Raw genomic sequence first — 26,483 nt, 5'->3', positions numbered from 1 at the left:
CCACCCATCGCCGTCCTTAGCCGCCATGGTGGGATTGTCTCAGCCTCCGCCCTTGGAGAAATGCTGGTAGTCCTTTGCACCGGACCAGTAGCCGCCCCACTCCCAGCCGACCTGAGCGAAGGCCTTCACCACCTTGTCGCCAGGATTAATCACACCTTTGCCCTTCATTGGGCGCTCGGTGTACTTCTCGGCATTTTCGTGTGCAGTGCTGCCACTTGCGGTGACATATGGGTTCTGCTGGGGATTGATGTCTATCGCTTCCCCGTAGGCGTGGTTGGACCAATTACTGGAGCCGGTCGCCTTGCGGCAGTTGAAGGCAGAGGTGTTGTTCGCCTCGATCGAGGCGAAGTCGTCAGCCTTGTACGCGTCCACCAGCTTCATCTGGTAGACCGGCCAGCGCCACCCGTACAGCTTCTTGAAGACCGTCACGATGTCGTCGGTCACCGTCTTGCGCACGACCAGCTCGCCGGTGTGCGGCTTGTTGTCGAACCCCCAGTAGGACAGCGTGACCAGCCGCAGATCCCGGTAGTGGACCGGGCAGCCGGGCCGCCACGAGTACGGCAGGCGGTCGCGGGCTACGTTGGACACCTTGGCGCTGAACTCGGGCGGCGAGGCCGGTTTGGTGGGCGTGGCCGTCGGCGAGCCGGGTGTCTCGTATGCAGGAGTGGACGTCGTGGGCTCAGGAGCGACCGACGCGATCGGTTCGGTCGCGGCGCACGAAACGGACGCGAGCACCACGAACGCCATGGTTGCAGCACGTTTCATCCACCCACCATATGCGACGTCTCGCCAGGTCAGGGGACTATCAGCACCGTACGGCGAGCCCTCTTCGCCAGTGTGGCCGCCACCGAGCCGCACCAGGAATGACGCGAGCGGCCCACCACGATGGCGTCGGCCATGTAGGCGCCGGCGAGCGTCTCCAACTCCCGCGCCGTGTCACCCCGTACGCTGACGAACTGCCACGCCACAAGGCGGCGGCGTTGAGCGCGGGAGCCTGCCCGTCAACGGCGGCTCCCACCGCGGGTCCGTGCTTCCGCCGGACATGGCTCAGTTGTCGTGCTTGCCGCGACGAGCCAGCTCACGCAGGGTGTCCGCCGTGTAGATCACGATGGCGACGAAAGAGAGCGCGGCGAGCGAGCCGCCGACCCACAGGTCGTTGACCGTCGCGTCGACGTACGCGGCGCCCCTCGGCTGGTAGCCGACCGCGAACGGGGCCGCGACCAGCCACAGGCCGCCGAGGAACAACAGGACCAGGGCGGAGACGCCCAGCTTGGCCTTCATCGGTTCTCCTCCACTCCGACCAGGGGAGCCGTGCCGTTCCTGCGGTGCTCACCCGTCTTCAAGTCCTCACGCAGCGCCTCGACGAGCGGGGCGAGCAACGCGGCCAGTTCGGCCGACGACGCCTGAGGCGTGCTCGGCACGGCCTCGGGCTCCGGCTCGGTCACGCGCGGGCGCACGGCCACCACCCCCCGCGCCACCAGCTCCTCGTGCAGGGCCATGGCGAAGCTGACCACGCCTGCGAGCCCCACGACCGCCACGCCGAGGCCGGTGAAGAACTCCGAGATCGTGGGCTCGGTCCAGTCGGCGTTCTCCGGCTGGGTGCCGAGGGCGAAGGGCGCGATCATCAACCACAGCCCGCCCAGGACCGCCAGGGACGCCGCGACGGCGCCCACGAACTTGCGAATCATTGCGAGATTCCTCCAGAGACGAGGTCTTTCTGCGGGGGCGTGGCCTGCGCGATCAGGGCACGCGAGGTGGGCCGCAGTACGGTACGCGCCACCGCCCTGGCGCGTTCGCGTTCGGAGCGATCGTCCGGCGGGGCCATCTTGGCGACCGCGGTGAGCAGCGCGGACGGCTCGCCGTTCGCCCGCTCGACGTGCTGGGCCACGAGCTCCAGCAGCAGCCCGGCCAGGACCAGGTCGTCCTTGCTGAGCGGCTCGGACGCCGGGGGCGCCGTCGCGGGACCGCGCAGCGGGAGCTCCTTGAGGAAGATCGTGGCCACGAAGCCGAGCAGCGCAATGGGCACGCCCACCATGAACACGGTCTCCAGGCCGCGCGTGAACGACTCCAGCACGATGTTCTTGATCGGCCCGGGCAGCTGCTGAATGGCACTGGGGCTGCCGAGCTTGACGTCCGAGCCGCCGGGCAGCGAGATACCTGCCGCCTTGAGCATCTCGGCCATTTCGTCCTTGAGCCGGTTCGTCAGGATCGCGCCGAACGCGGCCACGCCGACGGCGCCGCCCAGCGAGCGGAAGAACGACACGCCCGACGTGGTGGAGGCCATATCGCGTGGTTCGGCGCCGTTCTGGGCGGCCAGGATGAGCATCTGCATGGACAGGCCGAGGCCGACGCCGAGAACCGCCACGTCGAAGCCGATGAGCCACTCGCTGGAGTCCACGTGCAGCCGGGAGAGCAGGAACAGCCCCACGGCCACGATGAGCAGGCCCGCGACCGGGAAGATCTTCCACTTGCCGGTCTGGGTGACGATCTTGCCGGAGATCACGCCGGCCAGGAAGAGCGCCAGCACCATGGGCAGCGTCATCAGACCCGAGTTCGTCGGGCTGAGGCCCTTGACGATCTGCAGGTACTGCGGCAGGTAGATCATCGCGCCGAACATCGCCATGCCGACGAGGCCAGGCTGGTGAGCACGAACGTACGGTTGCGGAACAGCCGCGGCGGCAGGATCGGGTTGCCCGCCGTCCGCTCGGACAGCACCGCGAGCGCCAGCATGAGCAGGGTGAACGCGGCCAGGAAGTACGTCCAGCCCGAGTTCCACGCGAACTCCGTGCCACCAAGTGTCAGCAGCAGCATGAGCCCGCTCGCGCTGGCCGTGATCGTCGTCGCACCCCAGATGTCGATCGAGGTGTTCCGCTTGACCGTCGGCAGCCGCAGCACCTTCTGGATCACCAGGAACGACACCAGCGCGAACGGCACCACGACGTAGAAGCACCAGCGCCAGCCGAGCCAGTCGGTGTCCACGATGAACCCGCCGAGCAGCGGCCCCGCCACCGTGGAGATCCCGAAGACCGCGCCCATGTAGCCCGAGTACCGGCCACGCTCGCGCGGCGAGACGATGTCACCCAGGATCACCTGGGAGAGTGCCGACAAACCGCCCACACCCAGGCCCTGCACGGCCCGCGCCGTGATCAGCTGCCCCATGTTCTGCGACAGGCCGGCCACCACCGACGACGCGACGAACAACGCCAGCGCCGACTGGAAGAGCAGCTTGCGCCCGAAGAGGTCGGACAGCTTGCCCCACAACGGCGTGGACACCGTCATCGTCAGCATGGTCGCGGAGGCGACCCATGAGTACTGGTCCTGACCGCCGAGCTCCCCCACGATCGTCGGCAGAGCCGTGCCCACAACCGAGGTCGAGATCATCGATGTGAGCATCGCGAGCATCAGCCCGGACATGATCTCGAGGATCTCGCGGTGGGTGTACGTCCGCTTCGTGGGGGAGGCGGGCTGCGCCTGGGCTACCACGACACCACATCCCCTTCATACAGATTTATCCGACTCGAGTATACGCGTGTTTACTAGCCGAGCGGCAAGTGGGGTCGGGTCTTGAGTAGAGTTCGGGTCATGAACGCCGAGGTGACCCGGCCCCGCGGCAGGGAGGCCACCCGTGAACGGATCCTGCAGGCCGCCCGGACGTTGTTCGGCGAGCACGGCTACGAGCAGGTGACCATCCGCATGATCGCCGCCGCGGCGGACGCCAACATCGCGCTGGTCGGCCGCTATTTCGGCTCGAAGGCCGGGCTGTTCGGCGCGGTGCTGGAGGGCGAGCCGACCATCAGCGCGCTGTTCCAGGGCCCGGAGGAGGGGCTGGCGAGGCGGCTGGCGGTTTACGCCGCCGAGCGCATGCAGCACCCGCCGGACAGCCCGATCCTGCGCACGCTCGAACGCTCCGCCCGCCACCCCGAGGTCCAGGAAGTGGCCCGCGAGCGTCTGATCGCCGCCGTGCTCGATCCGTTGCAGGCTCAGCTCGGCGGCGGCCCGGACGCTCTGGCCAGAGCCCGCATGGTGGCGGCGGTCTTCCTGGGCATCGGCGCCATGCGCCGCCGGCTCGGCCCGGAGACGCCGACGCCGGCCGACGTGGACCGGCTGACCGCGATCTTCCAGGCGTGCCTGGCCGAGTGAAACTTTCACCCCCCAAGGACCTCCTGGCCAGGGGATATGCGGTGGGAAGCGATCCGATGTCTTTGACCGGCCCGCGACGCCTCCTACCATCCGGGAGTGCCAGTGGGAGCGCTCCCACATGACCGACGGAGTGATTTCATGTCTCGCAGAAGGCCCATGTTGGCGGTGCTCCTGACGGCGGCCGCCATGGCCGCGGCAGGGGCGGTCGTGTTCTCGTCGTCCACCGCCCAGGCCGCCGACTCCGCTTTCTACGTGGATCCCCAGACCAACGCGGCCAAGTGGGTGGCCGCGAACCCGAACGACAGCCGTACCCCCGTGATCAGGGACAGGATCGCCGCCGTGCCGCAGGGCCGGTGGTTCGCGACGTACAACCCGTCGACCGTGCGCGGCCAGGTCGACTCCTACGTCGGCGCCGCCGCCGCGGCCGGCAAGATCCCGATCATGGTCGTGTACGCCATGCCGAACCGTGACTGTGGCGGCGCCAGCGCGGGCGGCGCCCCCGACCACGCGTCCTACCGCGCCTGGATCGACCAGATCGCGGCCGGGCTGGCCGGCCGCCCCGCGTCGATCATCCTGGAGCCGGACGCTCTGGCGATCATGTCCAACTGCATGAACGCCTCCCAGCAGGCCGAGGTCAAGGCCTCCATGGCGTACGCGGGCAAGAAGCTGAGAGGCCAGGCCAAGGTCTACTTCGACATCGGCCACGACGCCTGGCTGGGCGCCTCGGAGGCCGCCTCCCGGCTGACCGGCGCGGACGTGGCCAACAGCGCCGACGGCATCGCGGTCAACACCTCCAACTACCGGGCCACGCCCGGGCTCGTGTCGTACGCGAAGAGCGTGATCGCGGCGACCGGCGTGTCCAGGCTGAAGGCCGTCATCGACACCAGCCGCAACGGCAACGGCCCGGCCGGCAGCGAGTGGTGCGACCCGGCCGGGCGCGCGACCGGCATCTGGAGCACCACGAACACCGGCGACTCCGCCATCGACGCCTATCTCTGGGTCAAGCCCCCGGGTGAGGCGGACGGGTGCATCGCGGGGGCCGGGCAGTTCGTGCCGCAACGGGCGTACGACCTGGCCATCGCCGCCCCGTCACCCACCGCCACTCCGACCGTGACGCCCACCGTCACCCCGACCGTCACCCCCACCGTGACGCCGACCACCGGCCCTGGCGGCTGCACGGCCACCTACAAGGTGACGAGCCAATGGCAGGGCGGCTTCCAGGGTGAGGTCACCGTGAAGGCCGGCTCGTCCGCCATCTCCGGCTGGAGGGTCGGCTGGACGTTCCCGAACGGGCAGACGATCACCCAGCTCTGGAACGGCAACCTCTCCGGCAGCGGCACGGTCTCCGTTACGAACCTGAACTGGAACGGCACCCTGGCCGCGGGCGCGACCGCCTCGTTCGGCTTCACCGGCAACTGGACCGGCCAGAACGGCACCCCGTCCCCGGTGACCTGCACCGCGTCCTGACAGATTCGCCGGGCCCTCGATCCCGGGGGCCCGGCGAAATAACCGCGCCTTCATTGCTGTTGCAACGAGCCAGGTCATCTATGCCGGCTCTGCGAAAGGCGCGTACCCATGGCTTTGCCGCTGTCCATCCTGGATCTGGCGCACATCGGCGAGGGCGAGACGGCGAGTGACAGCTTCACCGCCAGCGTGGCCCTGGCCCAGCGGGCGGAGGAGCTCGGATACCAGCGGATCTGGTACGCAGAGCACCACAACATGGACAGCATCGCCTCCTCGGCGACCAGTGTGCTCATCGCCCACGTGGCCGCGCACACCCGGACGATCCGCCTCGGAGCGGGCGGCGTGATGCTCCCGAACCACTCCCCGCTGACCATCGCCGAGCAGTTCGGCACGCTCGAAACCCTGCATCCCGGGCGCATCGACCTGGGCCTGGGCCGCGCGCCCGGCAGCGACCAGCAGACCATGCGGGCGCTACGCCGCACCCCGGCCGCCGCGGACACCTTCCCCGAGGACGTGCTGGAGCTGCAGGGATACCTGACGGGCCAGTCGCGGATCCCCGGCGTCAACGCGACCCCCGGCAAGGGGACCGACGTGCCGCTGTACATCCTCGGGTCGTCCCTGTTCGGGGCCCAGCTGGCCGCCATGCTGGGGCTGCCGTACGCGTTCGCCTCGCACTTCGCCCCGACAGCGCTGGAGGAGGCCGTGGCGCTCTATCGGCGCGAGTTCAAGCCGTCCGAGCAGCTGGCGCAGCCGTACGTGATGGCGGCGCTCAACGTGATCGCGGCGGACACGGCCGAGGAGGCGCAGGAGCAGTTCCTGGCGGCCAAGCGGCTGCGGGTGAGCAGGTTCCTCGGGCGCGGGCGCACGTTCACGCCGGAAGAGGCCGACCTGATCCTCGACTCGCCGGCCGGGCAGCAGCTCCTGCAGATGGCCAAGTATTCGGCCGTCGGGGACCCGGGCGAGGTGAAGGACTACGTTGACCGTTTCGCCGAGCACGCCCAGGCCGACGAGCTCATCGTCGTGTTCTCCGCGCCCGACAGGAAGGCGTGGCTGCGGTCGGCGGAGCTGCTGGCCCAGGCGTACGGGCTCTAGGCGGCTATTCGTGGTGCGGGCCGATCACGTAAGGCCCGGTGGTCTCGGAGGCCGGCAAAGGGGACAGCCCTGCCGAGACCAGCTGGGTCCGCAACGTCATCACCGTCCGCTCCAGCGCCCTGATCTGCGCCTGGAGCCGCCGGATCTGGTCGCGCATCGCGGTCGAGGTGCTCTGCTCGGTGATCAGATCGGTGCTGAGCTGGGTGGCCTGGCTATGCACCCGGCTCATCTGCCGCTCCATCTGGCTCAGCGCGTCCTCGTAGATCGTCTTCGCTCGGAGGAACGCCTCGGCGTCCACTTTGGACCGTTCTATCTCGGCCTGATGCTCGGCCTGCGCCAGCGCGGTCTGCTGGGTCTTCTTGTTGGCGTCGGTGGCCGACTTGAAGGCCAGGTACGCCACGCCGAGCGGGACCACGCCCACGCCGACCTGGATGAGGATGTCAGTCAGCCCGGGCATCACGGCCTCCTCCCACTGGCCGGATCACGCCCGTATAGGTGATGCCGTCGTCGCTGTGCCAGGCGTTGACGGTCAGCGCGATCGGAAATTCGCTGCCGTCGCGACGCAGGCCCACCAGGGGGATGATCCGGCCGTCCAGCTCCGACTCGCCGCTGGCGCGTACCCGGGCCAGCCCGGCGGCGTGCTGGTCGCGGAAGCGGGACGGCATCAGCACCGTCAACGGCCGCCCGACGGCCTCGTCCGTGCTCCAGCCGAACAAGGCCGCGGCCTGCGGGTTCCACGACAGGATGATCCCGGACGCGTCGGCGACGACGACGGCCGTGGACCCCGTGCCCGGGAGCCGGTCCACGCTGACGGCCTCCGGCCAGGTGGCGATCAGCGCGATCCAGCCACCGAACGCCAGCCAGACCGCCCCGCCGACCCAGCCGCGTGGATTGTCGCCGGTGAAGGTCGAGACCAGATAGACCAGGCCGTAGAGTACGAGCAGGGCCGTGGCGGCGGCGAACGCGACCCGGTCGGAGCGCATGAACGTCTGCACCAGGCACAGGGCGCCGATCACGCACCAGGCCGCGGCCCAGACGGTCAGCGGGGCGAAGGAGGCCAGCATGGCGTAGCCGGGGGCGGCGCGCTGGTCGGCCGGCGCGAACGCCAGGGAGGCGGCGATGGCCAGGCTGAGTAGTCCGACGAACGCGAGAGACGCGCCGCGTCGTCCGATGCGGCGCATCACCCGTGCCACGGCGTCGTTACTCACAGTGGCAAGATTAATGCACATCGTTAGCTCTGTAAGGGTGAATCCTTGGCCGTTACTCAATGGGGTCAGCCGGAACGCCGGATGACCGGCATATATCCACCTCGCGCCCGCCCGCTCTCAGCCAGAGCTGCCCAGCTGAACGTCTCGTTGTGCCCGTCGACCGCCGCCACCACGGCCCCACCGGCACGATCCACGGCACACAACCACGCGAAACGCTCATCGGCCTCGTCCCGGTGCGTGATCCCTTCGACCATGAGCCGAAACCGCCCCGGCCCTTCGACCATCGAGAAGGTCACACCGGGGATGAACTCCCACCCGACGCAGGTGGACGGCCTGCCCGAAACGAGCCGGAACGTGGGAAGTTGCACGATGGGTTCGGCCGAGTAGAGGACCAGCGTCGGTAGTGCGCCGCCGAAATAACGGGCATCCTCACGAGGGACACAGGATGGCACGCGGGGGAGTATGCCACCGGCACCATGTGATCACCTGAGAAAGACGTAACCGATCTGTGGCAGATCGTGGCCGGGGTCTCTCGCCAACGTGGATGTCCCGCTGTATGACGGACTGGTGACCACGTCGATGAGAAGGAACATGTCCATGGAAAGCAGGCATCCCGCGCTCTCCCGGCTCGATGTGCTCGTCGGCCGGTGGACCGTACACGTCCCCGGCGTGGGCAGCTCATGGGCGGATTTCGCCTGGCAGGACGAAGGCGCTTACCTGCGCCAGGTGTCCGACATCGACGCGATGCCGGACACGGCCCCGCAGGCGTGGCGGGACAATGCCCCGTTCCCGACCACCGCCCTGATCGGCCTCGACGACGCGACCGAGCAGTTCACGATGTTGTACGCCGACGCCCGCGGCGTGCACCGGGTGTACCAGATGATGCTCACCGACGGCGAGTGGCGGATCTGGCGCGACGCCCCCGGCTTCAACCAGCGTTTCATCGGCACGCTGAGCCCGGACGGCGCCACCATAGAGGCACGCTGGGAGCAGTCGAAGGACGGCGTGAACTGGGATCTCGACTTCGAGCTCACGTACTCGCGCATCGCGCCCGCACGTTCATGACCGGCTCGTCGGCACCGGGTCGTGCCGACGCGTCCGGAGCGTGCGGCTGTCAGACGTCGGTGCGCTTGAGCCGCCAGGCGGCGGCGATGACGGTCACCGCGATGTAGGACACGAAGACGGCGAGCCCGCCCCACGGTGCAAGCATGCCCTCGCCGGGTGAGACGGCGGTGAACGCGGCGGCGGCGTCGGCAGGCAGGTACTGGGTGACGTCGGCCCAACTCGCCGGCAGCAGCAGCGAGGCGACCCCGCTGAGCAGGAACATGACGCCGAACAGCGTGGTGATGGCCGCGGGGGTGGAGCGTAGGAGCCCGCCGAGTGCGACACCGAGCACGCCCGACCCGGCGAGTACGACCGCCGAGCCGACGACTGCGCGCGCCACCCCCGGATCGGACCATGAGGCGCCGGCGTCACCAATGATCGCTTGGCCACCGCTGAACGCGATCGCGGCCCCGGCGAGCCCCACGACGAACGCGACCCCGGCGAAGACGGCGATCTTCCCCCACAACACGGGCAGCCGTTTCGGCACGGCGGTCAGGGATGACCGGATCATCCCCGTGGCATATTCGCTCGCCATGAACAGCACGCCGAGCGTGCCGAGGGCCAGCTGTGCGAAGTTCAGCCCGGTGAGGCTGATGTCGACGGGGCTCTGCGGCCCCGCCTGGCCGCCGGGGCCGGGCTGACCGCCGCTCATGATCGAAGAGGCCATGAGGCCGATGCCGACGAGCAGGGCGAGGGCGACGCCCAGCGTGGTGATCGTCGAGCGCAGGGACCAGAACTTGATCCATTCAGAGGTGACCACGCGGGCAGGGGTGACCCGCAGCCGGCGCATGGCAATGGTGGTGGCGGTCATCGGGTCGCTCCTGCCGCGGTGAGTTCGGTGGCCTGGTATTCGACGGCGTCTCGGGTGAGCTCCATGAACGCCTGCTCGAGTGAGGGACGCTGCGGGCTGAGCTCGTGCAGGGTGATGCCGGCGGCGGCCGCGCGGTCGCCGATCTGCTCGGCGGTGAGACCGGCGACCTCGAACAGGCCGGGCTCGATGCTGGTGACGGTGATCCCGGCACCGGCGATCAGGTGGTACAACTCGGCCGCGCGTGGAGAGCGCACCCGTACGGAATCGAGAGCAGCCTGCTCGATGAACGCGCTGACCGACGTGTCGGCGATGAGCCGGCCGCGGCCGATGACGATCAGGTGCTCCGCGGTCAGCGCCATCTCGCTCATCAGGTGCGAGGAGACGAAGACGGTGCGGCCCTGGGCGGCGAAGTCGCGCATCAGATTGCGGATCCACAACACGCCATCGGGGTCGAGGCCGTTGACCGGCTCGTCGAGGATGAGCACATTGGGGTCGGCGAGCAAGGCCGAGGCGATGCCGAGCCGCTGGCCCATGCCGAGGGAGAACGCCCCGGCGCGCTTGCGGGCCACCTCGCGCAGGCCGACGATCTCGATCACCTCCTCCACGCGGGAGCGCGGGACGCCGGTGGTGGCGGCCATCGCCAGCAGGTGGTGGTACGCCGATCGCCCGGTGTGCACCGCTTTGGCGTCCAGCAGGGCGCCCGCCTGCCGCAGCGGCGCGACGTGCTTGGCGTAGGGGCGGCCGTTGATCGTCGCGGTGCCGGAGGTCGGCCGGTCGAGTCCCAGGATCATGCGCATCGTGGTGGACTTGCCCGCTCCGTTCGGGCCGAGGAATCCGGTGACGATGCCTGGTTTGACGGTGAACGACAGCCCGTCGACGACGGTCTTCGCTCCGTAGCGTTTGGTGAGTTCGTGAACCTGGATCATGCCGTCAACGATCGCCTGGCAAGCGTCTGCTCCGCGTCCTCCAGCCGCGGACATCTGCCCCTACCATGGCCGTGGTAGCCGGCACGGTGGGCAACCTACCGCCACTGGACGACGCGACCCGGGCGAGAGGTCGCATAACGTCTGTCTTCATGGCGGTCTCGGGAATGTCGCTGTTGTGCGTCGGACGTCTGGCGGCCCGGCATCCGCGGGCCGTCGACCTGGGCCTTGCCGCGTTCATCGCGGTGGGCTATCTGCTCTCGATCGGCGCGGGTGCCGATCGAGGCCCGATTCCGGCCCGTGGCCTGAACGGTCTGGACGTCGTGGCGGCGGTCGTCACCTTCGTGTTGATCGCGGTGCGGCGGCGGTTGCCGCTGACGGTGCTCGGCCTCGCGGTGGCGGCGACGGTGACGAGCATGGTGCTCGGTGAGCCGCGGGCGGCGGGGATCCCCGCGACGGCGATCGCGGCGTACACGGTGGCCACGCTGAACAGCCGGCGGGTCGCCTGGGCGGCCGGAGGCTCGGCGGCGGTGCTGCTGTACGGGGCCGGGCTGGTGTGGCCGCATCCGGCACTGGCCGGAACCACCTGGTGGGAGCGGGGCAACGTCGCCGTTCTGGCCTTGGTCGGGATGGCCGTGGCGGTGGGCGACGCCATCCGCACCCGGCGGGCGTACCTGATGGAGGTGGAGGAGCGGGCACGCCGGGCCGAGGAGTCCCGCGAGGAGGAAGCGCGCCGGCGGGTGATCGAGGAGCGGCTGCGCATCGCGCGGGAGTTGCACGACGTCGTGGCGCACAACCTGGCGCTGATCAGCGTGCAGGCGGGGGTGGCCGGCCACTTGATGCAGAGCCGGCCGGATCAGGCCGCCGCGGCGTTGGAGCATGTCCGGCAGGCCGCCAACACCGCGGTCGCGGAGCTCGGCACCGTCCTCAGTGTGCTGCGCCAGGACGGCGACCCGGACAGGACCACCGAGCCGGTGCCCGGTCTGACCGCCTTGCCCACGCTGCTGGACACTGTGGGTGCCGCCGGGCTGCGGGTGCGCTGCCGGCAGGCTGGACAGGTTAGGGTCCTGCCCGCGGCGGCAGACCTGGCCGCGTACCGGATCATTCAGGAGTCGCTCACCAATGCCCACAAACACGGCACCGGCGACACTACTGACCTGCACCTCACCTACACCGACGACGGCCTCGCCATCGAGATCGCCAACCCATCGGGTCCCGGCACCGGACCAGGCACCGGACACGGGTTGATCGGCATGCGCGAACGCGCCGCCGCGGTCGGCGGAACCCTGCGCGCCGGCCCGCAAGCGAGCAATACCTTCGCCGTGCGCGCCTTCCTACCCGCACCAAGGGGAGAACAGCCATGAAGATTCGGGTAGTGCTGGCCGACGACCAGGCCCTTATCCGGGCGGGGTTCCGCGCCTTGATCGAATCGGCGGACGATCTGGAGGTCGTCGGCGAGGCCGCGAATGGGCACGAGGTCGTGGATTTGGTCCGCACCACCCGTGCCGACGTCGTGCTGATGGACATCCGGATGCCGGAGACCGACGGCCTGGAGGCCACGCGCCGCATCACCGCCGACGACTCACTCGCCGGGGTACGCGTCCTCATCCTCACCACCTTCGAGATGGATGAAAACGTGCTGCTGGCGCTGCGCGCAGGCGCCAGCGGCTTCCTGAACAAGGGCGTCGACCCCCGTGCCCTGCTCGACGCCATCCGTACCGTCGCCGCCGGTGAGGCGCTGCTCTCGCCGGGCGCCACCCGCACCCTCATCACCCGCTTCCTCAACGAGCCCGAGCCGCCCGCCGGGCGCCGCGCGCCACCCGCGCTGGATGTGCTGACCGAGCGGGAGCGGGAAGTCCTGGCCCTCGTGGCCGCCGGGTTGTCCAACGACGAGATCGCGAGCCGGCTCTACGTGTCGCCGCTGACCGCCAAGACGCACATCAACCGGGCCATGACCAAACTCGGCGTCCGTGACCGCGCCCAGCTGGTCATCATCGCCTACGAGACCGGCCTCGTCCGCCCGGGCGACGGCAGTCCGCTACCACGCATGTAGTACGGGAAGATGTCTGCGCTGGCACGACGCCCTGAAAGGGGTCGATCGGCCACCCTTGGTGCATGATTGCGACCCCTGGCCGGCGGAGCCACCCATGACCGCCTTGTCCTGGGCCATCGCCCTGTCCGTGCTCTCGGCGATCTGCTACGCGGCGGCCGCCGTCGCCCAGGACCACTTCGCCGGCGTACGACAGGGGAAGCTCCGCTGGGTGCTGCCGCTCCTGCTCAACGCGGCCGGCGGCGGACTTCACGTCATCGCGCTCCAGTACGGCGCCGTCGGCGTGGTGCAAGCCCTCGGTGCGCTCACCCTCATCTTCGCCCTGCCGATGGCCGCCGTACGAGGCCGCAGCGTCACCCGCGCCGCCTGGCAGCACTCCTGGCTGACCGTCACCGGCCTGGCCGCACTGCTCGCCCTGACCACTGGCGGCCCCGGCACCCTCATCGCGGCCTCGGCGCAGTGGCTGTCCGCCATCGCCGTGATCGCGATCGTCGCCCTCGCCGTCACCGCACGCCGCGCCACCTCTCCCATGGCCAGAAGCCTCCTGCTCGCAGGGGCCGCAGGTACGGCGTTCGCCGTGTCATCGGTCCTGACCAAGACCGTGATGATCGACCTGCCCACCGGCATCACCGGCGCCTCGCTGCCTTCTCTGGTCACGATCGGCGTCCTGGCCGTGGCCGGACAACTGCTCAGCCAGCATTCCTACCGAGGTGGCGGCCTGGCGGCCCCGCTGGCCATGGTCAGTGTCGCGAACCCGGTCGTCGCCGGCGCGATCGGGATCCTGCTGCTGGGAGACGGCGTCCGCATGGGCGGGACGGGAGTGGTCCTCGCCTTGGGCGCGGTCGTCGTCACCGCAGGCGGCGTCATCGGCCTGGCCGCACACACTCCGGCCGGTGACGCCGCCGCGCCCGCCCGAGGCGGTGGCACGACGCGGGACACCGTAACCGCCCCCGACCCGGACAACGCGGACACCGGCCGATCAGCGCCCTGCGTGTTCGCTTGACCTTGAACGAGCGCTGTCGGCTCGTGCGCCGGGATGCGAGCGTCGGCCGCCTGGGCGCGGAACGCGCAGCCAGGGCGCCGGCCAGGGCGGCGATCGCCAAGGGGCTCTCGCATGTGGTGCTCATATGGAGGCTTTATGGGGTCCGACGCAATCGTTGGCCATGAGGCGATCGCACCGGGAGAGCCGGCTCTACCTAGGCCGTCTATCAGTCCGGTAACCGCTGATCGTGTGGGAGACGGCCGGTTTGGGGGATGTCAAGCGTTTTGATGCCATGGCCGCGCGTTGTCCCCCAAATACGGCTCCTGTTCACCACGCCACCCATATGCCTCGCTGCGGACAGGCCGGGGCGAGTGTCGAATGGAGGAACCTGTGGTCAGAATGAGCCTGCGCTATGCCAGGTACGCACTCAGCACCCTGACGACTGCACTGTTCCAGCTGCCCTGCAGCTAATGGAAACACGGTCGGCCGGTCTACGGACCGGCCGACCGGCCAGTCTGTGCCGTCAGATGAATTGAGGCCCCATGCTTGCCACAGCCGCTCGACAGCTCCGCTATGTCGCCACCGTGCTCCGCGGCGGCCGATTCGACGTTGACGCACTACGGAAAATGGTGACCGACCTCCGTCAGACGCTTGACGAGTTCGGCGAGCCGGGTGAGGGCGCCAATGAGCTGCTGCCCGGCGGCGGTGTCGATGACCCGGAGATCCGGCGGTCGATGGCGGACCGGCGCCTGCGCCAGGCGATCCGCCAGGCTGCCGAGCACACTGCCTACTATCGGCTCTGGTTCAAGGAGCACGGGGTCGATCCGAGTCGCATCGGTCTCGATCAACTGGACCAGGTCGCGTCCACGCCCAAGTCGGCCTTGCGCGGCGCCGGTCCGGCGTTCGTGTCCGACCAGAGCGAACCGGTCCTGATGGCACAGACCACCGGCACCACCGGGACGCCGACCGTCGTCTGGTTTTCGCGCTACGAGCTGGAGCTGTCCGCGGTACTGTCCGCGATCTCCTACCTCATGGTCGGTGGCGTGCGGGAACACCACGTCAGCATGTCGTGTGTCAGCTCGCGAGCGACCGTGGGCCTGATCTCGGTGCAGCGGGCGCTGGGCCTCGTCGGCGCCGGTTTTGTCGCGCAAGGACTGGTCGACCCGGGCATCGCGCTGGACCGGCTGGCCACGCCGCTGCACCTGCCAGGAAAGGCGCCGCACATCACCGACCTGTACACGGTTCCCTCGTACCTGGGGGCGCTCGTGCAGCGCGCCGAGCAGGACGGCTGGCAGGCCAGAGACTTCGGGCTGCGCCAGATCCTGACCGGAGCGGAAATCCTGACCGACGCGCTGCGCGAGCGGGTACGCGAGGTGTTCGACGTGCCGGTCTCCGACGTGTACGGAATGACGGAGCTCGTGCCGACCACGGGACTGGTCTGCACGCAGCAGCACCTTCATCTGGCATCCGAGCAGGCCCACTTCGAGGTCCTCGACCGGAACGCCGACACCCCGGCGCCGGTGGGTGAGATCGGCGAACTCGTGGCCACGCCGTACGTTCCCTACCGAGACACGACACTGCTCGTCCGGTACAGAACGGGCGATCTCGTCCGCCGGCTCCCGGACGAACCCTATGGCTGCGAGCTGGCTCAGCTCCCGGCCACCTCACCGATCGTCGGGCGGGCCAAACACTTCACCGGAGGTCCGACCGCCCGCGACATCCTGGAGGTGCTGCAGGGAGTGAGGGAGGTCCCGCTGCCCACCCGGTACGCGCTGACCGGCGATCCGCTCAAGCCCGATCTTCATGTCGTCGCACCACGCGGCGGCGGTCTTGCCGGCCGGATCGAGGAGCGAGCGGCGGCTCGGTCACTGCAGGTCGCCGACATCGTGCTCGTCGAAGAAGCCCGGGATCTTCCCGAGCCGTGCCGAGTGCGCGCGGACCTGTACGAGCACAGTTTCGAGACGTCGCCTTCATAGCGGCGATCACCTCTCTCGCCGGCCCGGAGACCCCATGTTCACCTTGCAGAACTTCGCGTTACTCGACCTCCTCATCGCTCTGATCGTGCTGCTCGGCCTCGGCTACGCGCACCGGTTCCGGCTGCCGCGACCGCCGGTAGGGCGTTTCACCACCTCCGACGTGCTCATCATGAGCTGTCTGGTGGTCGTGATGCCCATCACGTATCTCGCCATGCCGGCACAGGCCGTCTCCGCGGTATTCGGCGTCATGTTCCTCGCCAGCGTCCAGCTCGCGCTCGCGTCGTTGCTGGGGGGACGACCGGCGACGGTCGCCGCCGTCCTGCTCGTCGCCACCGCGGCCGGAGCCGCCATCGCCGGGTACGGCACCTTGGTGCTGGTGCTCAATGCCGTCCTCATCATGATCGCCGTGATCGGTGTGACAAGTCTGTGGACGCAGACCGGGATGACAGCCGGGCACGTCGCGGCGTTCGCCACCGCGCTGGCGGTGTACGACCTGTTCGCCACCGGCCTTGGCGACATGACCGATCGGTTCCTGGCTCAGGTGGAGGGCTATCCGTTCGCGCCGCTCCTCGCCGTGACGAGCGGAGCCATACCGGTCGCGGCGGGCCTCGGCGACTGTCTGATCCTGGCGCTGTGGCCGATGGTGGCGACCAAGGCGTACGGCAAGCCCGCGGGATGGATCGGGGCGGCCACCGGCATCGGCCTGATCATCGTGGTGCAGATCGGATTCGCCACCGGCGTGCTCCACTCAGGCATGGCGTTCCTCACCGTGCTGGGGCCGGCGATCCTTGTTCAGTATCTGCTCTGGCGCAGGATCCGCGGGGCGGAACGCCGCACCCACCAATGGCTCGGTGTGCCGACGTCAGCGGTCGACACGTCCGGCCGAATCGACCAGATGGTGAGCGCCCTGCGCACCGTCCGATCCGCGACCGACCTGCCGGCCGGCACCTGGGCGGCCGTTGACGACGATGCGGTCATCGCACAGGGACCGACACCTGGGACGGCGCTACGAGCCGCACGCCGCGCCGGTTACCAGAACGTCCCGTTCATCAGGCAGATCTAGGGCCGGTATAGCAAGGCGAACGTCTCCCTCTGTTCAGGTGCGCCCGCTTTCGTCAGGATGGCGTGCGCGCGTCGCCAAGCCGACCGGGCCGCGCCCTCTCTCCCCGTCCCCTGAAACACATGCCCCAGAGTGATCAGCGTTCTGGCCTGGGCGAGCCGCTGCCCGGTGCGCCGGAAGATCCGCAGCGCCTCCTCACAGTGCTCCTCGCAGGAGACCAGCTCGCCCAGACCAAGGCACGCGGCCGAGAGAGCGCCGTGTGCCTTGCCCAGCGCCAAGGCGTACCCATTGCCTGCCAGGTGCCGGGCACAGTCGGCGAGGCTCAGCGCCTCGGTGTGAAGACCTCGGAATCGGGCCAGCTCCGATCGCGCCAGCAGCAGCTCCACCTGGTTCGGCCGATGACTGCTGTGTTCGGCGATGGCCGCAGCCGCGGCGAGGCGGTCGTCGGCGTCTCCGGCATCCCTGCACCGGAGGCTCACCAGCGCCAGTCCGATCAGCGCGCGCACCTCGATTTCGTGGTTCTCGACGCTCTTGGCCACGGATATCGCCTCCGACAGGGCTTGGAGCGCGGAGTCGTAGCGACCGGCCTCCAGATGCACGCCGCCGAGGGATTCCAGCGCCATGGCCTCCACGTACGGGGATCCGATCTCGCGCCCGACGGACAATGACCCGCTGAGCGTGGCGAAGGCGTCCTCGAGCCGGCCCATCTCCCGCTGAACCACTCCGAGGTTGGTGCGCACGACGGCCTCGAGCTGGCGCTTGCCGATCTCGATGGCCGCGGCGAGCGCCTGCCGGTGGCGCTCTTCAGCATCCCGCAAGCGGCCGAGGTCAAGATACAGAGCCGCCAGGTTGCCGAGGCTGGACGTCTCGCCCGCACGGTTGCCGAGCTCGCGGTCGATGGCAAGGGCGCGCCGGAACCGGCCGATGGCGTGCTCGGGCGCCCCGGCCTGCGCGAGAGCGACCCCGCTGGCTCGCAGCACGGCCGATTCTCCCGCGCTCCAGCCCGCGCGGCGCAGGAAAGGCAGCGCCTGGCGGTAGGCGTCCATGGCGGCGTCCAGGTCGGCGATCCGCCACCGTATGTAGCCGATGGACATCAGCATCGCGCCCTGCCCCATGCTGTCCTGCTCGATGCGGGCGGCCTTGAGCCCGAGTTCGGCGATGCGCAGGCACTCGGTGACGGGCCGTTTCCAGGGCAGGACATCTCTCAGGGCATCGGCCAGCCGCCAGGCCAAGGCGTGGGGGCCGCGCTCGGCCGCGTGGGCGATCAGCGCGGCGATGGTGTCCCACTCCCGGTCGAGCCAGTTCTCCGCGTCAGCCGTGCTGCTGAAGGAGAGGGGGGTCACGTCCGTGACCGGTCCGTCCGGCGCCGGTCCGACCACGCGTACATCGACGTGCTCTCCCGCGGAGACGATGGTCCGCAGGTAGAAGTCCAAGTACCGGTTGATGGCGGTCTCGCGCTCGGCGGGCGGGTCCTCCGCCTCGGCCCGCTCCGCGGCGTACGTGACCAGCAGGTCGTGACAGGTATAGCGGTCCGGTCCCGCGTTCATCAGATGGACCCGCGCCAAGTCGTCCAGGAGCGTGGCCGTGTCCGTCGGGGAGTAGCCTGCCAGCGCCACCGCGCCCGCGACGGTGATGCCGGTGTTCGGCACCAGCCCGATCAGCCGGAACAGCCGCCGTCCCGCCGGGGCCAGCGCCTCGTGGGATCGTCCGACCGCGCCGCGCACCGCCGTGCGCCGATCGCCCGCGACCTCCAGGTGGGAAAGAAGGTCATGATCGCCGAACTCGGCCATGTACTGTGCGAGCGTCTTGTGCGGGCTGCTCGCCACCCTGGCGCCCGAGACCCGCAGGGCCAGCGGCAGGCGCGCGCAGAGTTCAGCCAGGCGCGCGGCGGCGTGCGGTTCCCTGCGGACCTTGTCCGGTCCCACGGTGTCGGCGAGCAGTTCGACGGCTTCGTCCGGATCAAGCACGTCCAGCGTGACCCGCCCGGCGGACTCCAGCGCCACCAGGCCGCTCAGCCGATCCCGGCTGGTGACCAGGATCCGGGATCCGGTGTCGGGGGGTATCAGCGAACGGATCTGGTCCGGCTCGGCGGCGTTGTCGAGCACCACGAGAACACGCTGTCCGGCCAGGATCGACCGGTACAGGCCGATCTGGGCCTCCAGCTCCACGGGGATGTCCTCCGTGGGCCAGCCGAGCGCCTGGATCAGGCGCGGCAGCGCCTCGGCTGTGCTCATCGGCGGCGCCTGGTCGAACCCCCGCAGGTCGAGGAAGAGCTGCCCGTCGGGGAAGCGCTCCGCCACGTGATGCGCCCAGTGGACGGCGAGCGTGGTCTTGCCGACTCCGGCGCCCCCGACCACGAGGATCACCTGCGCGGCTGACACCTCGTCCAGTTGTCCGAGCTCCGCCCGCCTGCCGATCAGCCGGCCCACCGCCGGCGGGAGCTGCCGGGGAACGAGGCGGCGTACAGTCTGGCGCTCGGGCAGGGTGAGCGCCTCGTCGTTCCCCAGGATCGCCGCGTGCAGGCGCTGGAGTTCGGTGCCCGGTTCGACGCCCAGCTCACCCGCCAACACTGTCCGGACCCGGCCGTAGATCTCCAGGGCCTCGGCCCGCCTGCCGGACCGGTGGAGTGCCAGTATGAGCTGCCGCCAGACGCGTTCGTTGAGCGAGTTGGCTTCGGCGAGCGCCCGTAACTCGCCGATCAGCTCTTCGTGCAGGCCCAGCCGCAAGCGGACGTCGGCCCAGTCGGACCGGGCGGAAAGCGCCGATTCCTCCAGAACAGCGACGCGAGGCGTCACGGCGGAGGTGAGCAGCGCGTCCTCGGCAGGTCGGCCGCGCCACAGCGACAGGGCGGTCCGGTATGCGTCGTTGGCCGCGGCCAGGTCTCCAGCGTTCGCGTGGCGGCGGGCCGTGCTCAGCAGGTCCTCGAAGACGAGCAGGTCGAGCTGGGTCCGCTCGAGATTCAGAAGATAGCCGTGGTCGTGGGTGACGAGGTGAGGGACGACCGTTCGGCGGAGGCGGGTGACGTAGCTGTGGATGTTCGACACGGCGGACGCGGGCGGCTCTTCCCACAGGCAGTCGATCAGCCGCTCCAGGGAGACCGACGTATTGGAAAAGAGCAGTAACACGCCAAGCACGGACCGCTGTTTTCCCGAAAGGTGCACGGGCCCGTCTGCGGAGAGGGCCTGAACAGGACCGAGGATTCCGTACACGGTCACAGGCGGCTCCCGATCATTGTCGAGACACGTTGTACACCGGGCCGTCGAGGCCACGCAAGGCGACCTCGTGGTCACCCGCGCGTCCACGGCGATCTCGTCGGCAGCAACGTTCGGCACCGGCTGAGTACACTAGTGCCCGGCCGCGACTGGCGCAGGTGGGCCACCACCGGGGAGCGGCCGTGTCCCGATGCGAGCGTCGACCGCCTGGGCGCCTCCATCAGCGAAGTCCCGCTGAGGAGGCCAGAACGTGCAGTTGCGCTACGGAATCAACCCGCAGCAAACACAAGCGCACGCCATCCCGACGACGCCGGACCGCTGGCCGGTCCGGATTCTGCACGGACAACCGTCGTTCACCAACCTGCTGGACGCCCTGAATGCCTGGCAACTCGTGCACGAGGCCGCCCAGGCGCTGGGCAGGCCCGCCGCCGCCTCGTTCAAACACGTCTCACCCGCGGGCGCGGCCCTGTCCGGGCCCATCGACGAGGTCACCGAGCAGCTCCATGGCATCGCCGGCTCGCGCATCACCGACCTGACCAGCGCCTACCTGCGCGCTCGCGACGCCGACCCCAAGTCCTCCTACGGCGACATCGCCGCCGTCTCCCACCCCGTCGACGCCGACCTCGCCGAACTCCTGACCGGAATGGTCTGCGACGGCATCATTGCCCCTGGATTCGAGCCCGGCACCGTCGAACGGCTCAGCACCAAGAAGAACGGCCGATTCCTCATCCTGGAAGCGGACCCGGCGTTCACCCCTCCGCCGCAGGAGTCGCGGGAGGTCTTCGGCGTGCGCCTGACCCAGGACGGCGAGCAGGTCCCGATCTCCCGAGACCTGCTCGACCTCGTCGTAGGCGCGCCGTTGCCCGAGACGGCCGCCGACGACCTGGTGCTGGGCCTGATCGTCCTGCGCTACACCCAGTCGAACTCAGTCTGTTACGTGCGCAACGGCATGACCCTTGGCATAGGCGCGGGCCAGCAGTCCCGGGTGGACTGCACCCGCCTGGCCGGCGCCAAGGTCGACACCTGGTGGCTCCGTCGTCACCCGACGGTGCGTGCCCTTGCCTTCGTGCCCGGGTTGCGGAACCAGGAGAAGATCAACTGGCAGGTTCGCTTCATCGAGGGCGGCCTCACCCCGCTCGAGCGGCGCCACTTCGCCCAAGCCCTGACAGGACCGGTCGACGAGCTGACGCCCGACCAGCGTGCCGAGTGGAGCCGCCGTCTTAGGGAAGTCGCGTTCGTCTCCGACGGCTACCTGCCGTTCCGCGACAACATCGATCATGCCCAGCACCACGGTGTCACCTACATCGCCGAGCCGGGCGGATCCATCCGGTCCGACGAGATCGCGGACGCCTGCCGCGAGCACGGGATCACGCTGGCCCGCACCGGCCTACGGCTGTTCCACCACTGAGCGTCATTCCTGGCCGGGCCGGACAAGCCCGCTTGTACGCGAACGCCGGCCCCCCGTCACCTCGGCTTCAGTGACCGGCTCCCTGGAACTCGGCGGTGTTGTCCGCCCGGGCCGGCAGAAGCAGGGCGGTGATGACCACAGCCACGGACAGCACCGCGCCGATGATGAAGGCCAGCCGCATGCCGTCGAGGTTGGCGAGCACCTCCGTGACTCCCGCCGACCTCAGGGCATCGGCTCGCGCGCTCATCACGGTGATCACGAGCGCGGTGCCGAAGGCCGCCGCGACCTGCTGCAGCGTGCTCAGGATCGAGCTGCCGTGGGAGTAGAGCCTCGGGGGAACCGCTCCGAGCCCAAGAGTGAACACCGGGGTGAAGGTCGCGGCCAGACTCACCATCATCAGCGCGTGCAGACCGAGCAACTGCCAGAACGGCATGGTCATCGTGACCTGGGTGAAGCCGGCGAGCGAGAGCGTGATCCCGATGGCGCCGGGGATGACCAGGACCCGGCCGCCGAACTTGTCGAACAGCCGGCCGACCGTCGGGCCCAGCAGTCCCATCGCGAGGCCGCCCGGCATCACGAGGAGTCCGGTCTCCAGGGCGCTGAGCCCGCGGACGTTCTGCAGGTAGAGCGGCAGCAAGATCATCGAGCCGAGCATCGCCATGAAGGCCACCGACATCAGGATCAGCGCGACCGTATAGGTGCGGTGGCGCAGCGTGCGCAGGTCCATCAGCGGCACACCGCGCTTCTGCAACGACAGCTGGCGCACGACGAAGACGACGATGGCGGCCAGGCCGGCCGCCACGATCGCGGCCGCGACGCGGATGTCACCGCCCTCGAACTGGCTGAGCCCGTAGACCAGGCCGCCGAAGCCCGCACCCGCGGTCACCACACTCAGCCAGTCGATGGTGCTGAACTTGGGCTCTCCGACGTTCTTGAGCTGCTTCAGGCCGCCCCAAGTGATCAGAGCGGCGATGGGGAGCACCACGGCGAACAGCAGCCGCCAGGACCCGAATTGGAGGATCACTCCCGAGACCGTCGGGCCCATCGCGGGCGCGACCGAGATGGCCAGGGTGACGTTGCCCATCACCCGGCCCCGGTCCTCCTCGGGCACGACCTGCATCAACGTGGTCATCAACAGCGGCATCATCACGGCCGTCCCGGACGCCTGGATGATGCGGGCGCCCAGCAACACCTCGAACGACGGCGCGACGGCGGCCAACGCCGTGCCGAGCAGGAACAAACCCATCGCGGTGGAATAGGCGCGGCGGGTGGACACCCGCTGCAGGAACCATCCGGTGATGGGGATGACCGCGGCCATCGTCAGCATGAAGGCGGTCGAGAGCCACTGAGCGGTCTGCTCAGTGATGTTGAGCGCGCCCATCAGCCGCGGGATCGCGTTGATCATGATCGTCTCGTTGAGGATGACCACGAATGTGGCGAGCACCAGCAGCCGGACCACGGCTGGGGTGCGACCTGCGGGGGTCGCCAATTGGGCAGGTGAGTCGAGCTGTGGGCTGGACACGGCACCTCGATCTGGGTTGTCGGACAAGACAGGGTGATGGCTGGCGTCGCAGCCCTGGGTCTCACAAGAAGTTGTGGTCATGCAAGACTGACCGCCACCACCGACAAAACTCATCGCCCCGCCCCAGGATTCCGGCAAGCGATGCGAAATGTCACCCGGTTTTCACCGACGGCGGACGACGACCAGGCCGGGCCGGATGCGCTCGAGGTCACCTCATCGGCGTCGGCCATCGAGGCAGCGGCAACCGGTGAAACCCGGTCGAGGGCGCCGTGAAACCGGCACCCTCGACAGTGAAGCCATGAGCATCACAGAACTCAAACGTACCGGGGGCGGCCCGGCCCACGCAGGTGGCGCCGATCTGGCCGTACGTGCGGAAGGGCTGGTGAAGACGTTCGGCGAGCACCGTGCCGTCGACGGGATCGACCTGGACGTACGCCCCGGTGAGATCTTCGGCGTCCTCGGCCCCAACGGAGCGGGCAAGACCACCACGCTGCGGATGCTGGCCACCCTGTTGAAGATCGACGCGGGCCGTGCCGAGATCTTCGGGGTCGACGTGGCCGGCAACCCGCACGTGATCCGCCAACTGGTCGGCGTCACCGGACAGTACGCGTCGGTCGACGAGAACCTGACCGCCCGCGAGAACCTCTGGCTCTTCAGCCGCCTACAGGGCATCGCCGCGCCGCGCGCCCGGCGCATCGCCATCGAGCTGCTGGGCCAGTTCGGCCTGGAGGAGGCCGCCGACAGACCGATCGCGCAGTTCTCCGGCGGCATGCGCCGGCGCCTCGACCTGGCGGCCAGCCTGATCACCAGGCCGCCGCTCATCTTCCTCGATGAGCCGACGACCGGTCTCGATCCGCGCACCCGCGGTCAGATGTGGGACACCATCCGCGGTCTGGTCGCCGACGGCTGCACGGTGCTGCTGACCACGCAATACCTGGACGAGGCCGACCAGCTCGCCGACCGCGTCGCCGTCATCGACCACGGCCGCAAGGTCGCCGAAGGCACTCCCGACGAGTTGAAGACCGCCGTCGGCAACTCCACTCTCCAGCTGCTGCTCGCCGACCCGGGCGAGGTGCCCGCCGCCGTGGAGGTCATGCGGCGTGTCCTCGGCTCCGACCCGGTCCTCAGCCCGGAGCAGGGCCGCCTCAACGTCGCCCTCGACCAGGCGGACCTGGCGGCGGACGTACTGATCGCGCTGCGCACCGCAGGGGTGTCGATCTCCTCGGTCAGCGTGGCCAAGCCCAGCCTGGACGAGGTGTTCCTCGCCCTCACCGGCCACGAGACGGACAGGGACGACGAGACCGGCACGGAGGAGAACCGATGAGCACCATGATCGCACCCGCCCGCGAGGCGGTGCGGGCCGCAGACCGCGTAGCGGCCGCCCGGCGGCGCGTCTCCATGGGGGAGACGCTCGCCCAGACCCTGACGATGGCGTGGCGGGCGCTCAAGAAGATGCGCCGCAACCCGGAGCAGTTCTTCGACGTGGCGTTGCAGCCCCTCCTGTTCACCGCGATGTTCGCCTTCATCTTCGGCGGCGCCATCGCCGGCGACGTGGAGAGCTACCTCCCCCTGATGATCCCCGGCATCATCGCCCAGACCGTGCTGACCACCTGCATGGCCACGGGCACGCAACTCCGCGAGGACATGGAGAAGGGCGTCTTCGACCGGTTCAAGTCGTTGCCGATCGCCCGGATCGCGCCGCTCGCCGGCCCGATGGTGGCCGACCTGCTGCGCTACACGATCGCGGCCACGCTGACGTTCGCCATGGGCCTGCTGATGGGCTACCGCCCGGGCGGCGGAGCGGGCGGCGTGCTCGCCGCGATCCTGCTGGCGATCTTCACGGGCTGGTCGCTGGCGTGGGTCTTCACCTGGGTCGGCACGATCGCCCGCAGCGCCCAGGCCGTGCAGGGCATCTCCATGATGATCTTGTTTCCGCTGACGTTCCTGTCGAACGCGTTCGTTCCCGTCGAGACCCTGCCCGGCTGGCTGGCCGCGTTCGTCCGGGTCAACCCGGTCTCACACCTGGTCACGGCCGCCCGCGACCTCGCCAACAGCGGCGTCGTCAGCGGAGAGGTGGCCTGGACGCTCCTGGCGTGCCTGATCGTCATCGCGATCTTCGCGCCGCTGTCGGTACGCAGCTACAAGCGGCACATGTGATCCCCGCCCGTCACGACCGGAGACCTGCTCGACGAGACTCCGCGCCTCGCCGAGCAGGTCGGAGCCGCGTCGATCGCCGTACTCGGCTCGCACGGTGGCGATCATCCCCGGCGCGGCCCGCTCGGCGTAGGGCTCGATCCTCTCGAAGGCCATGCTCGGCATGAGGCCGTTGTACGCGAACCGATCGGCCAGCACGAGCAACCGGATCGCGTCGCCGGGAGCCATGGCACCCCGCAGCAGCCCCCAGGCGCCGAGCGCGAAGAGCATGCAGCCGCACAACGGGTAGTCGATGACGGGGCTTTCCGCGGACAGCACGTCGTGGCCGCCGAGGATGGAGAACAGCTCCTCGCCGTACCGGACGCCTTCCGGCGGGGCGTGGTACGCGTACGCCGTCAGGGTGACCGACTCCGCGACGATCGTCCACGGCAGGGACCCCCCGTTCAGTATCCCCGGCAGGCGCAGGTCACGCGCCCGCTGGACGGCCCGGCGGTATTCCGTGAGCGCGGCGGCCGTCTCGCCGCGGGCCAGAGCGAGCTCGGCCGCGCACAACGAGACCATCGCCATTCCGCCGAGCACTGCCTCGTTGTCGTTGATCCGGCCGATCGCGGCGAGTTCGGCCTCCGCGGAGCCGAGGTCGCCGTCGATGATCGCGGAGGTCAGCAGCAGCGCGCGGAGCTGGGTCTCGTCGTCGGCGGCGCCGAGCCTGCTCAGCACGGGAATGGCGGTTCGCGCGTGTCCGACCGCCCGCCGCCGGTCGCCGAGACGCATGACCAGGTGGGCCAGCACGGCATGCAGGATCGCGGGGAACCACGGCCCGTCGTCCTCGCGGAGCATCGTCAGCGTCTGCTCCGCGGCCTCGATCGCCCCGGCCACGTCTCCCGCGTTCTCCAGGACGTGAACGCTCGTGTGCGTCGCCGCCAAGGCCACGTCATCGTCGGGGCTCCGGCGCAACTCCGACAGCACGCGTCGCAGGTCGGGGCCGTCGGCCGCGAGCGCCACCGTGGCCATCGCCGCCACGCGGGAATCCGTCGCGTCACTGGTGGGCAGCGCGCCGAGAAGATCGCGCAGCGGATCGTCCCGGCGGTCGGTGATGATCATGACGTTCATGAGCATGATCAACGTGGCGGCCCTGGTCGCCTCGACGAGGTGCGGTGGCGGCATCCAGCCGGTGATCACCTGGGTGATGGCGTCCCGGTGCGCGAGGATCCGGGGATGGTCGCCGCGGATCGACCACAGCGCGCCGACGCCGGCCAGCAACTGGATCGCCGTGACGGGATCGGGCTCGCCGAGAGCCTGCCGGAGCAGATCGGCGAGGTTGCTCTCTTCGGCGCGCAACGCGTCGGCCGCGGCGAACTGCGCCGGGCCGAACAGCTG

At 69.5% G+C, this 26,483-nt stretch carries 24 protein-coding genes, 1 pseudogene and 1 riboswitch; of the genes and pseudogenes, 12 read left to right on the top strand and 13 right to left on the bottom strand.

What is annotated here, in order from left to right:
* Positions 1 to 39: 39 nt before the first annotated feature.
* From OHA25_RS06085 to OHA25_RS06060, 6 genes and pseudogenes are all read right to left on the bottom strand, one after another.
* The gene (locus OHA25_RS06085) at positions 40 to 747 is read right to left on the bottom strand and encodes a M15 family metallopeptidase (RefSeq protein ID WP_305914073.1); all 708 of its coding nucleotides are present in this window, start codon (positions 745 to 747) and stop codon (positions 40 to 42) included.
* Positions 748 to 794: 47 nt separating this feature from the next.
* Positions 795 to 977, bottom strand: a pseudogene (locus tag OHA25_RS06080) (universal stress protein); the annotation flags it as partial.
* Between the two features lie 70 nt (positions 978 to 1,047).
* Positions 1,048 to 1,281 carry a hypothetical protein gene (locus OHA25_RS06075; protein ID WP_327586615.1) on the bottom strand — a complete coding sequence of 78 codons (234 nt, stop codon included), beginning with the start codon at positions 1,279 to 1,281 and terminating at the stop codon, positions 1,048 to 1,050.
* Positions 1,278 to 1,688 carry a hypothetical protein gene (locus OHA25_RS06070; RefSeq protein WP_327586614.1) on the bottom strand — a complete coding sequence of 137 codons (411 nt, stop codon included), beginning with the start codon at positions 1,686 to 1,688 and terminating at the stop codon, positions 1,278 to 1,280. The genes OHA25_RS06075 and OHA25_RS06070 overlap by 4 nt, the downstream gene beginning before the upstream one ends.
* Positions 1,685 to 2,623, bottom strand: coding sequence for an MFS transporter (locus tag OHA25_RS06065; protein ID WP_327586613.1), 939 nt, complete (start codon positions 2,621 to 2,623; stop codon positions 1,685 to 1,687). The genes OHA25_RS06070 and OHA25_RS06065 overlap by 4 nt, the downstream gene beginning before the upstream one ends.
* Entirely contained in the window at positions 2,602 to 3,483 is an 882-nt protein-coding gene (locus OHA25_RS06060; RefSeq protein WP_327586612.1) for an MFS transporter, read from the bottom strand. Before OHA25_RS06060 ends, OHA25_RS06065 begins: the two co-directional genes overlap by 22 nt.
* A gap of 99 nt (positions 3,484 to 3,582) precedes the next feature.
* Here OHA25_RS06060 and OHA25_RS06055 point away from each other — a divergent pair, with 99 nt between their 5' ends.
* The 3 genes from OHA25_RS06055 to OHA25_RS06045 all read left to right on the top strand — a co-directional run bounded on the left by OHA25_RS06055 (position 3,583) and on the right by OHA25_RS06045 (position 6,696).
* Positions 3,583 to 4,140, top strand: coding sequence for a TetR/AcrR family transcriptional regulator (locus OHA25_RS06055; RefSeq protein WP_327586611.1), 558 nt, complete (start codon positions 3,583 to 3,585; stop codon positions 4,138 to 4,140).
* A 138-nt stretch (positions 4,141 to 4,278) separates the two neighbouring features.
* Entirely contained in the window at positions 4,279 to 5,607 is a 1,329-nt protein-coding gene (locus tag OHA25_RS06050) for a glycoside hydrolase family 6 protein (protein WP_327586610.1), read from the top strand.
* Positions 5,608 to 5,715: 108 nt separating this feature from the next.
* Positions 5,716 to 6,696 (top strand): LLM class flavin-dependent oxidoreductase, encoded by a 981-nt coding sequence (locus tag OHA25_RS06045; RefSeq protein WP_327586609.1) that lies wholly within the window; start codon positions 5,716 to 5,718, stop codon positions 6,694 to 6,696.
* 4 nt (positions 6,697 to 6,700) lie between these two features.
* Here OHA25_RS06045 and OHA25_RS06040 read toward each other — a convergent pair whose 3' ends face one another.
* The 3 genes from OHA25_RS06040 to OHA25_RS06030 all read right to left on the bottom strand — a co-directional run bounded on the left by OHA25_RS06040 (position 6,701) and on the right by OHA25_RS06030 (position 8,356).
* Positions 6,701 to 7,153 carry a hypothetical protein gene (locus OHA25_RS06040; protein WP_327586608.1) on the bottom strand — a complete coding sequence of 151 codons (453 nt, stop codon included), beginning with the start codon at positions 7,151 to 7,153 and terminating at the stop codon, positions 6,701 to 6,703.
* Positions 7,137 to 7,904 carry a PAS domain S-box protein gene (locus OHA25_RS06035; protein WP_327586607.1) on the bottom strand — a complete coding sequence of 256 codons (768 nt, stop codon included), beginning with the start codon at positions 7,902 to 7,904 and terminating at the stop codon, positions 7,137 to 7,139. The genes OHA25_RS06040 and OHA25_RS06035 overlap by 17 nt, the downstream gene beginning before the upstream one ends.
* Before the next feature lie 65 nt (positions 7,905 to 7,969).
* Entirely contained in the window at positions 7,970 to 8,356 is a 387-nt protein-coding gene (locus OHA25_RS06030) for a hypothetical protein (protein ID WP_327586606.1), read from the bottom strand.
* A gap of 145 nt (positions 8,357 to 8,501) precedes the next feature.
* Between OHA25_RS06030 and OHA25_RS06025 the strand changes: the two genes are divergently transcribed.
* On the top strand, positions 8,502 to 8,969 hold the full coding sequence (locus OHA25_RS06025) for a hypothetical protein (protein ID WP_327586605.1): 468 nt from the start codon (positions 8,502 to 8,504) through the stop codon (positions 8,967 to 8,969).
* Positions 8,970 to 9,018: 49 nt separating this feature from the next.
* Here the strand turns inward: OHA25_RS06025 and OHA25_RS06020 are convergent, their stop codons facing one another.
* Together OHA25_RS06020 and OHA25_RS06015 are read right to left on the bottom strand one after the other, a co-directional pair.
* The gene (locus OHA25_RS06020) at positions 9,019 to 9,819 is read right to left on the bottom strand and encodes a hypothetical protein (protein ID WP_327586604.1); all 801 of its coding nucleotides are present in this window, start codon (positions 9,817 to 9,819) and stop codon (positions 9,019 to 9,021) included.
* Positions 9,816 to 10,745: an ABC transporter ATP-binding protein gene (locus OHA25_RS06015; protein WP_327586603.1), complete on the bottom strand. Its 930-nt coding sequence runs from the start codon at positions 10,743 to 10,745 to the stop codon at positions 9,816 to 9,818. The genes OHA25_RS06020 and OHA25_RS06015 overlap by 4 nt, the downstream gene beginning before the upstream one ends.
* Positions 10,746 to 10,894: 149 nt before the next feature.
* On the opposite strand from OHA25_RS06015, the gene OHA25_RS06010 reads away from it, so the two are divergent.
* The 5 genes from OHA25_RS06010 to OHA25_RS05990 all read left to right on the top strand — a co-directional run bounded on the left by OHA25_RS06010 (position 10,895) and on the right by OHA25_RS05990 (position 16,813).
* Positions 10,895 to 12,106: a sensor histidine kinase gene (locus tag OHA25_RS06010; protein WP_327586602.1), complete on the top strand. Its 1,212-nt coding sequence runs from the start codon at positions 10,895 to 10,897 to the stop codon at positions 12,104 to 12,106.
* On the top strand, positions 12,103 to 12,795 hold the full coding sequence (locus OHA25_RS06005; protein WP_327586601.1) for a response regulator transcription factor: 693 nt from the start codon (positions 12,103 to 12,105) through the stop codon (positions 12,793 to 12,795). The genes OHA25_RS06010 and OHA25_RS06005 overlap by 4 nt, the downstream gene beginning before the upstream one ends.
* Before the next feature lie 94 nt (positions 12,796 to 12,889).
* Complete coding sequence (locus OHA25_RS06000) at positions 12,890 to 13,795, top strand: DMT family transporter (RefSeq protein ID WP_327586600.1); 906 nt, start codon at positions 12,890 to 12,892, stop codon at positions 13,793 to 13,795.
* A 521-nt stretch (positions 13,796 to 14,316) separates the two neighbouring features.
* Positions 14,317 to 15,750, top strand: a complete 1,434-nt coding sequence (locus tag OHA25_RS05995) for a phenylacetate--CoA ligase family protein (protein ID WP_327586599.1) — start codon at positions 14,317 to 14,319, stop codon at positions 15,748 to 15,750.
* Between the two features lie 34 nt (positions 15,751 to 15,784).
* Positions 15,785 to 16,813: a hypothetical protein gene (locus OHA25_RS05990; protein ID WP_327586598.1), complete on the top strand. Its 1,029-nt coding sequence runs from the start codon at positions 15,785 to 15,787 to the stop codon at positions 16,811 to 16,813.
* Here the strand turns inward: OHA25_RS05990 and OHA25_RS05985 are convergent.
* Positions 16,810 to 19,935 (bottom strand): AfsR/SARP family transcriptional regulator, encoded by a 3,126-nt coding sequence (locus OHA25_RS05985; RefSeq protein WP_327586597.1) that lies wholly within the window; start codon positions 19,933 to 19,935, stop codon positions 16,810 to 16,812. The two genes, OHA25_RS05990 and OHA25_RS05985, sit on opposite strands and share 4 nt — an antisense overlap.
* Positions 19,936 to 20,157: 222 nt before the next feature.
* Positions 20,158 to 20,242, top strand: a riboswitch (ZMP/ZTP riboswitch).
* Between the two features lie 30 nt (positions 20,243 to 20,272).
* On the opposite strand from OHA25_RS05985, the gene OHA25_RS05980 reads away from it, so the two are divergent.
* Positions 20,273 to 21,430, top strand: a complete 1,158-nt coding sequence (locus OHA25_RS05980; protein ID WP_327586596.1) for a phosphoribosylaminoimidazolecarboxamide formyltransferase — start codon at positions 20,273 to 20,275, stop codon at positions 21,428 to 21,430.
* 67 nt (positions 21,431 to 21,497) lie between these two features.
* Here the strand turns inward: OHA25_RS05980 and OHA25_RS05975 are convergent, their stop codons facing one another.
* Positions 21,498 to 22,952 (bottom strand): MDR family MFS transporter, encoded by a 1,455-nt coding sequence (locus tag OHA25_RS05975; RefSeq protein WP_327586595.1) that lies wholly within the window; start codon positions 22,950 to 22,952, stop codon positions 21,498 to 21,500.
* Between the two features lie 298 nt (positions 22,953 to 23,250).
* Between OHA25_RS05975 and OHA25_RS05970 the strand changes: the two genes are divergently transcribed.
* Positions 23,251 to 24,276 (top strand): ATP-binding cassette domain-containing protein, encoded by a 1,026-nt coding sequence (locus OHA25_RS05970; RefSeq protein ID WP_305914090.1) that lies wholly within the window; start codon positions 23,251 to 23,253, stop codon positions 24,274 to 24,276.
* A complete protein-coding gene (locus tag OHA25_RS05965; protein ID WP_327586594.1) occupies positions 24,273 to 25,109 on the top strand; it encodes an ABC transporter permease in 837 nt (278 codons plus the stop codon). Before OHA25_RS05970 ends, OHA25_RS05965 begins: the two co-directional genes overlap by 4 nt.
* Positions 25,110 to 26,483 lie beyond the last annotated feature (1,374 nt).

The organism is Nonomuraea sp. NBC_00507, assembly GCF_036013525.1.
Taxonomy (GTDB): domain Bacteria; phylum Actinomycetota; class Actinomycetes; order Streptosporangiales; family Streptosporangiaceae; genus Nonomuraea.
This window is presented reverse-complemented; position numbering and strand designations above follow the sequence as displayed.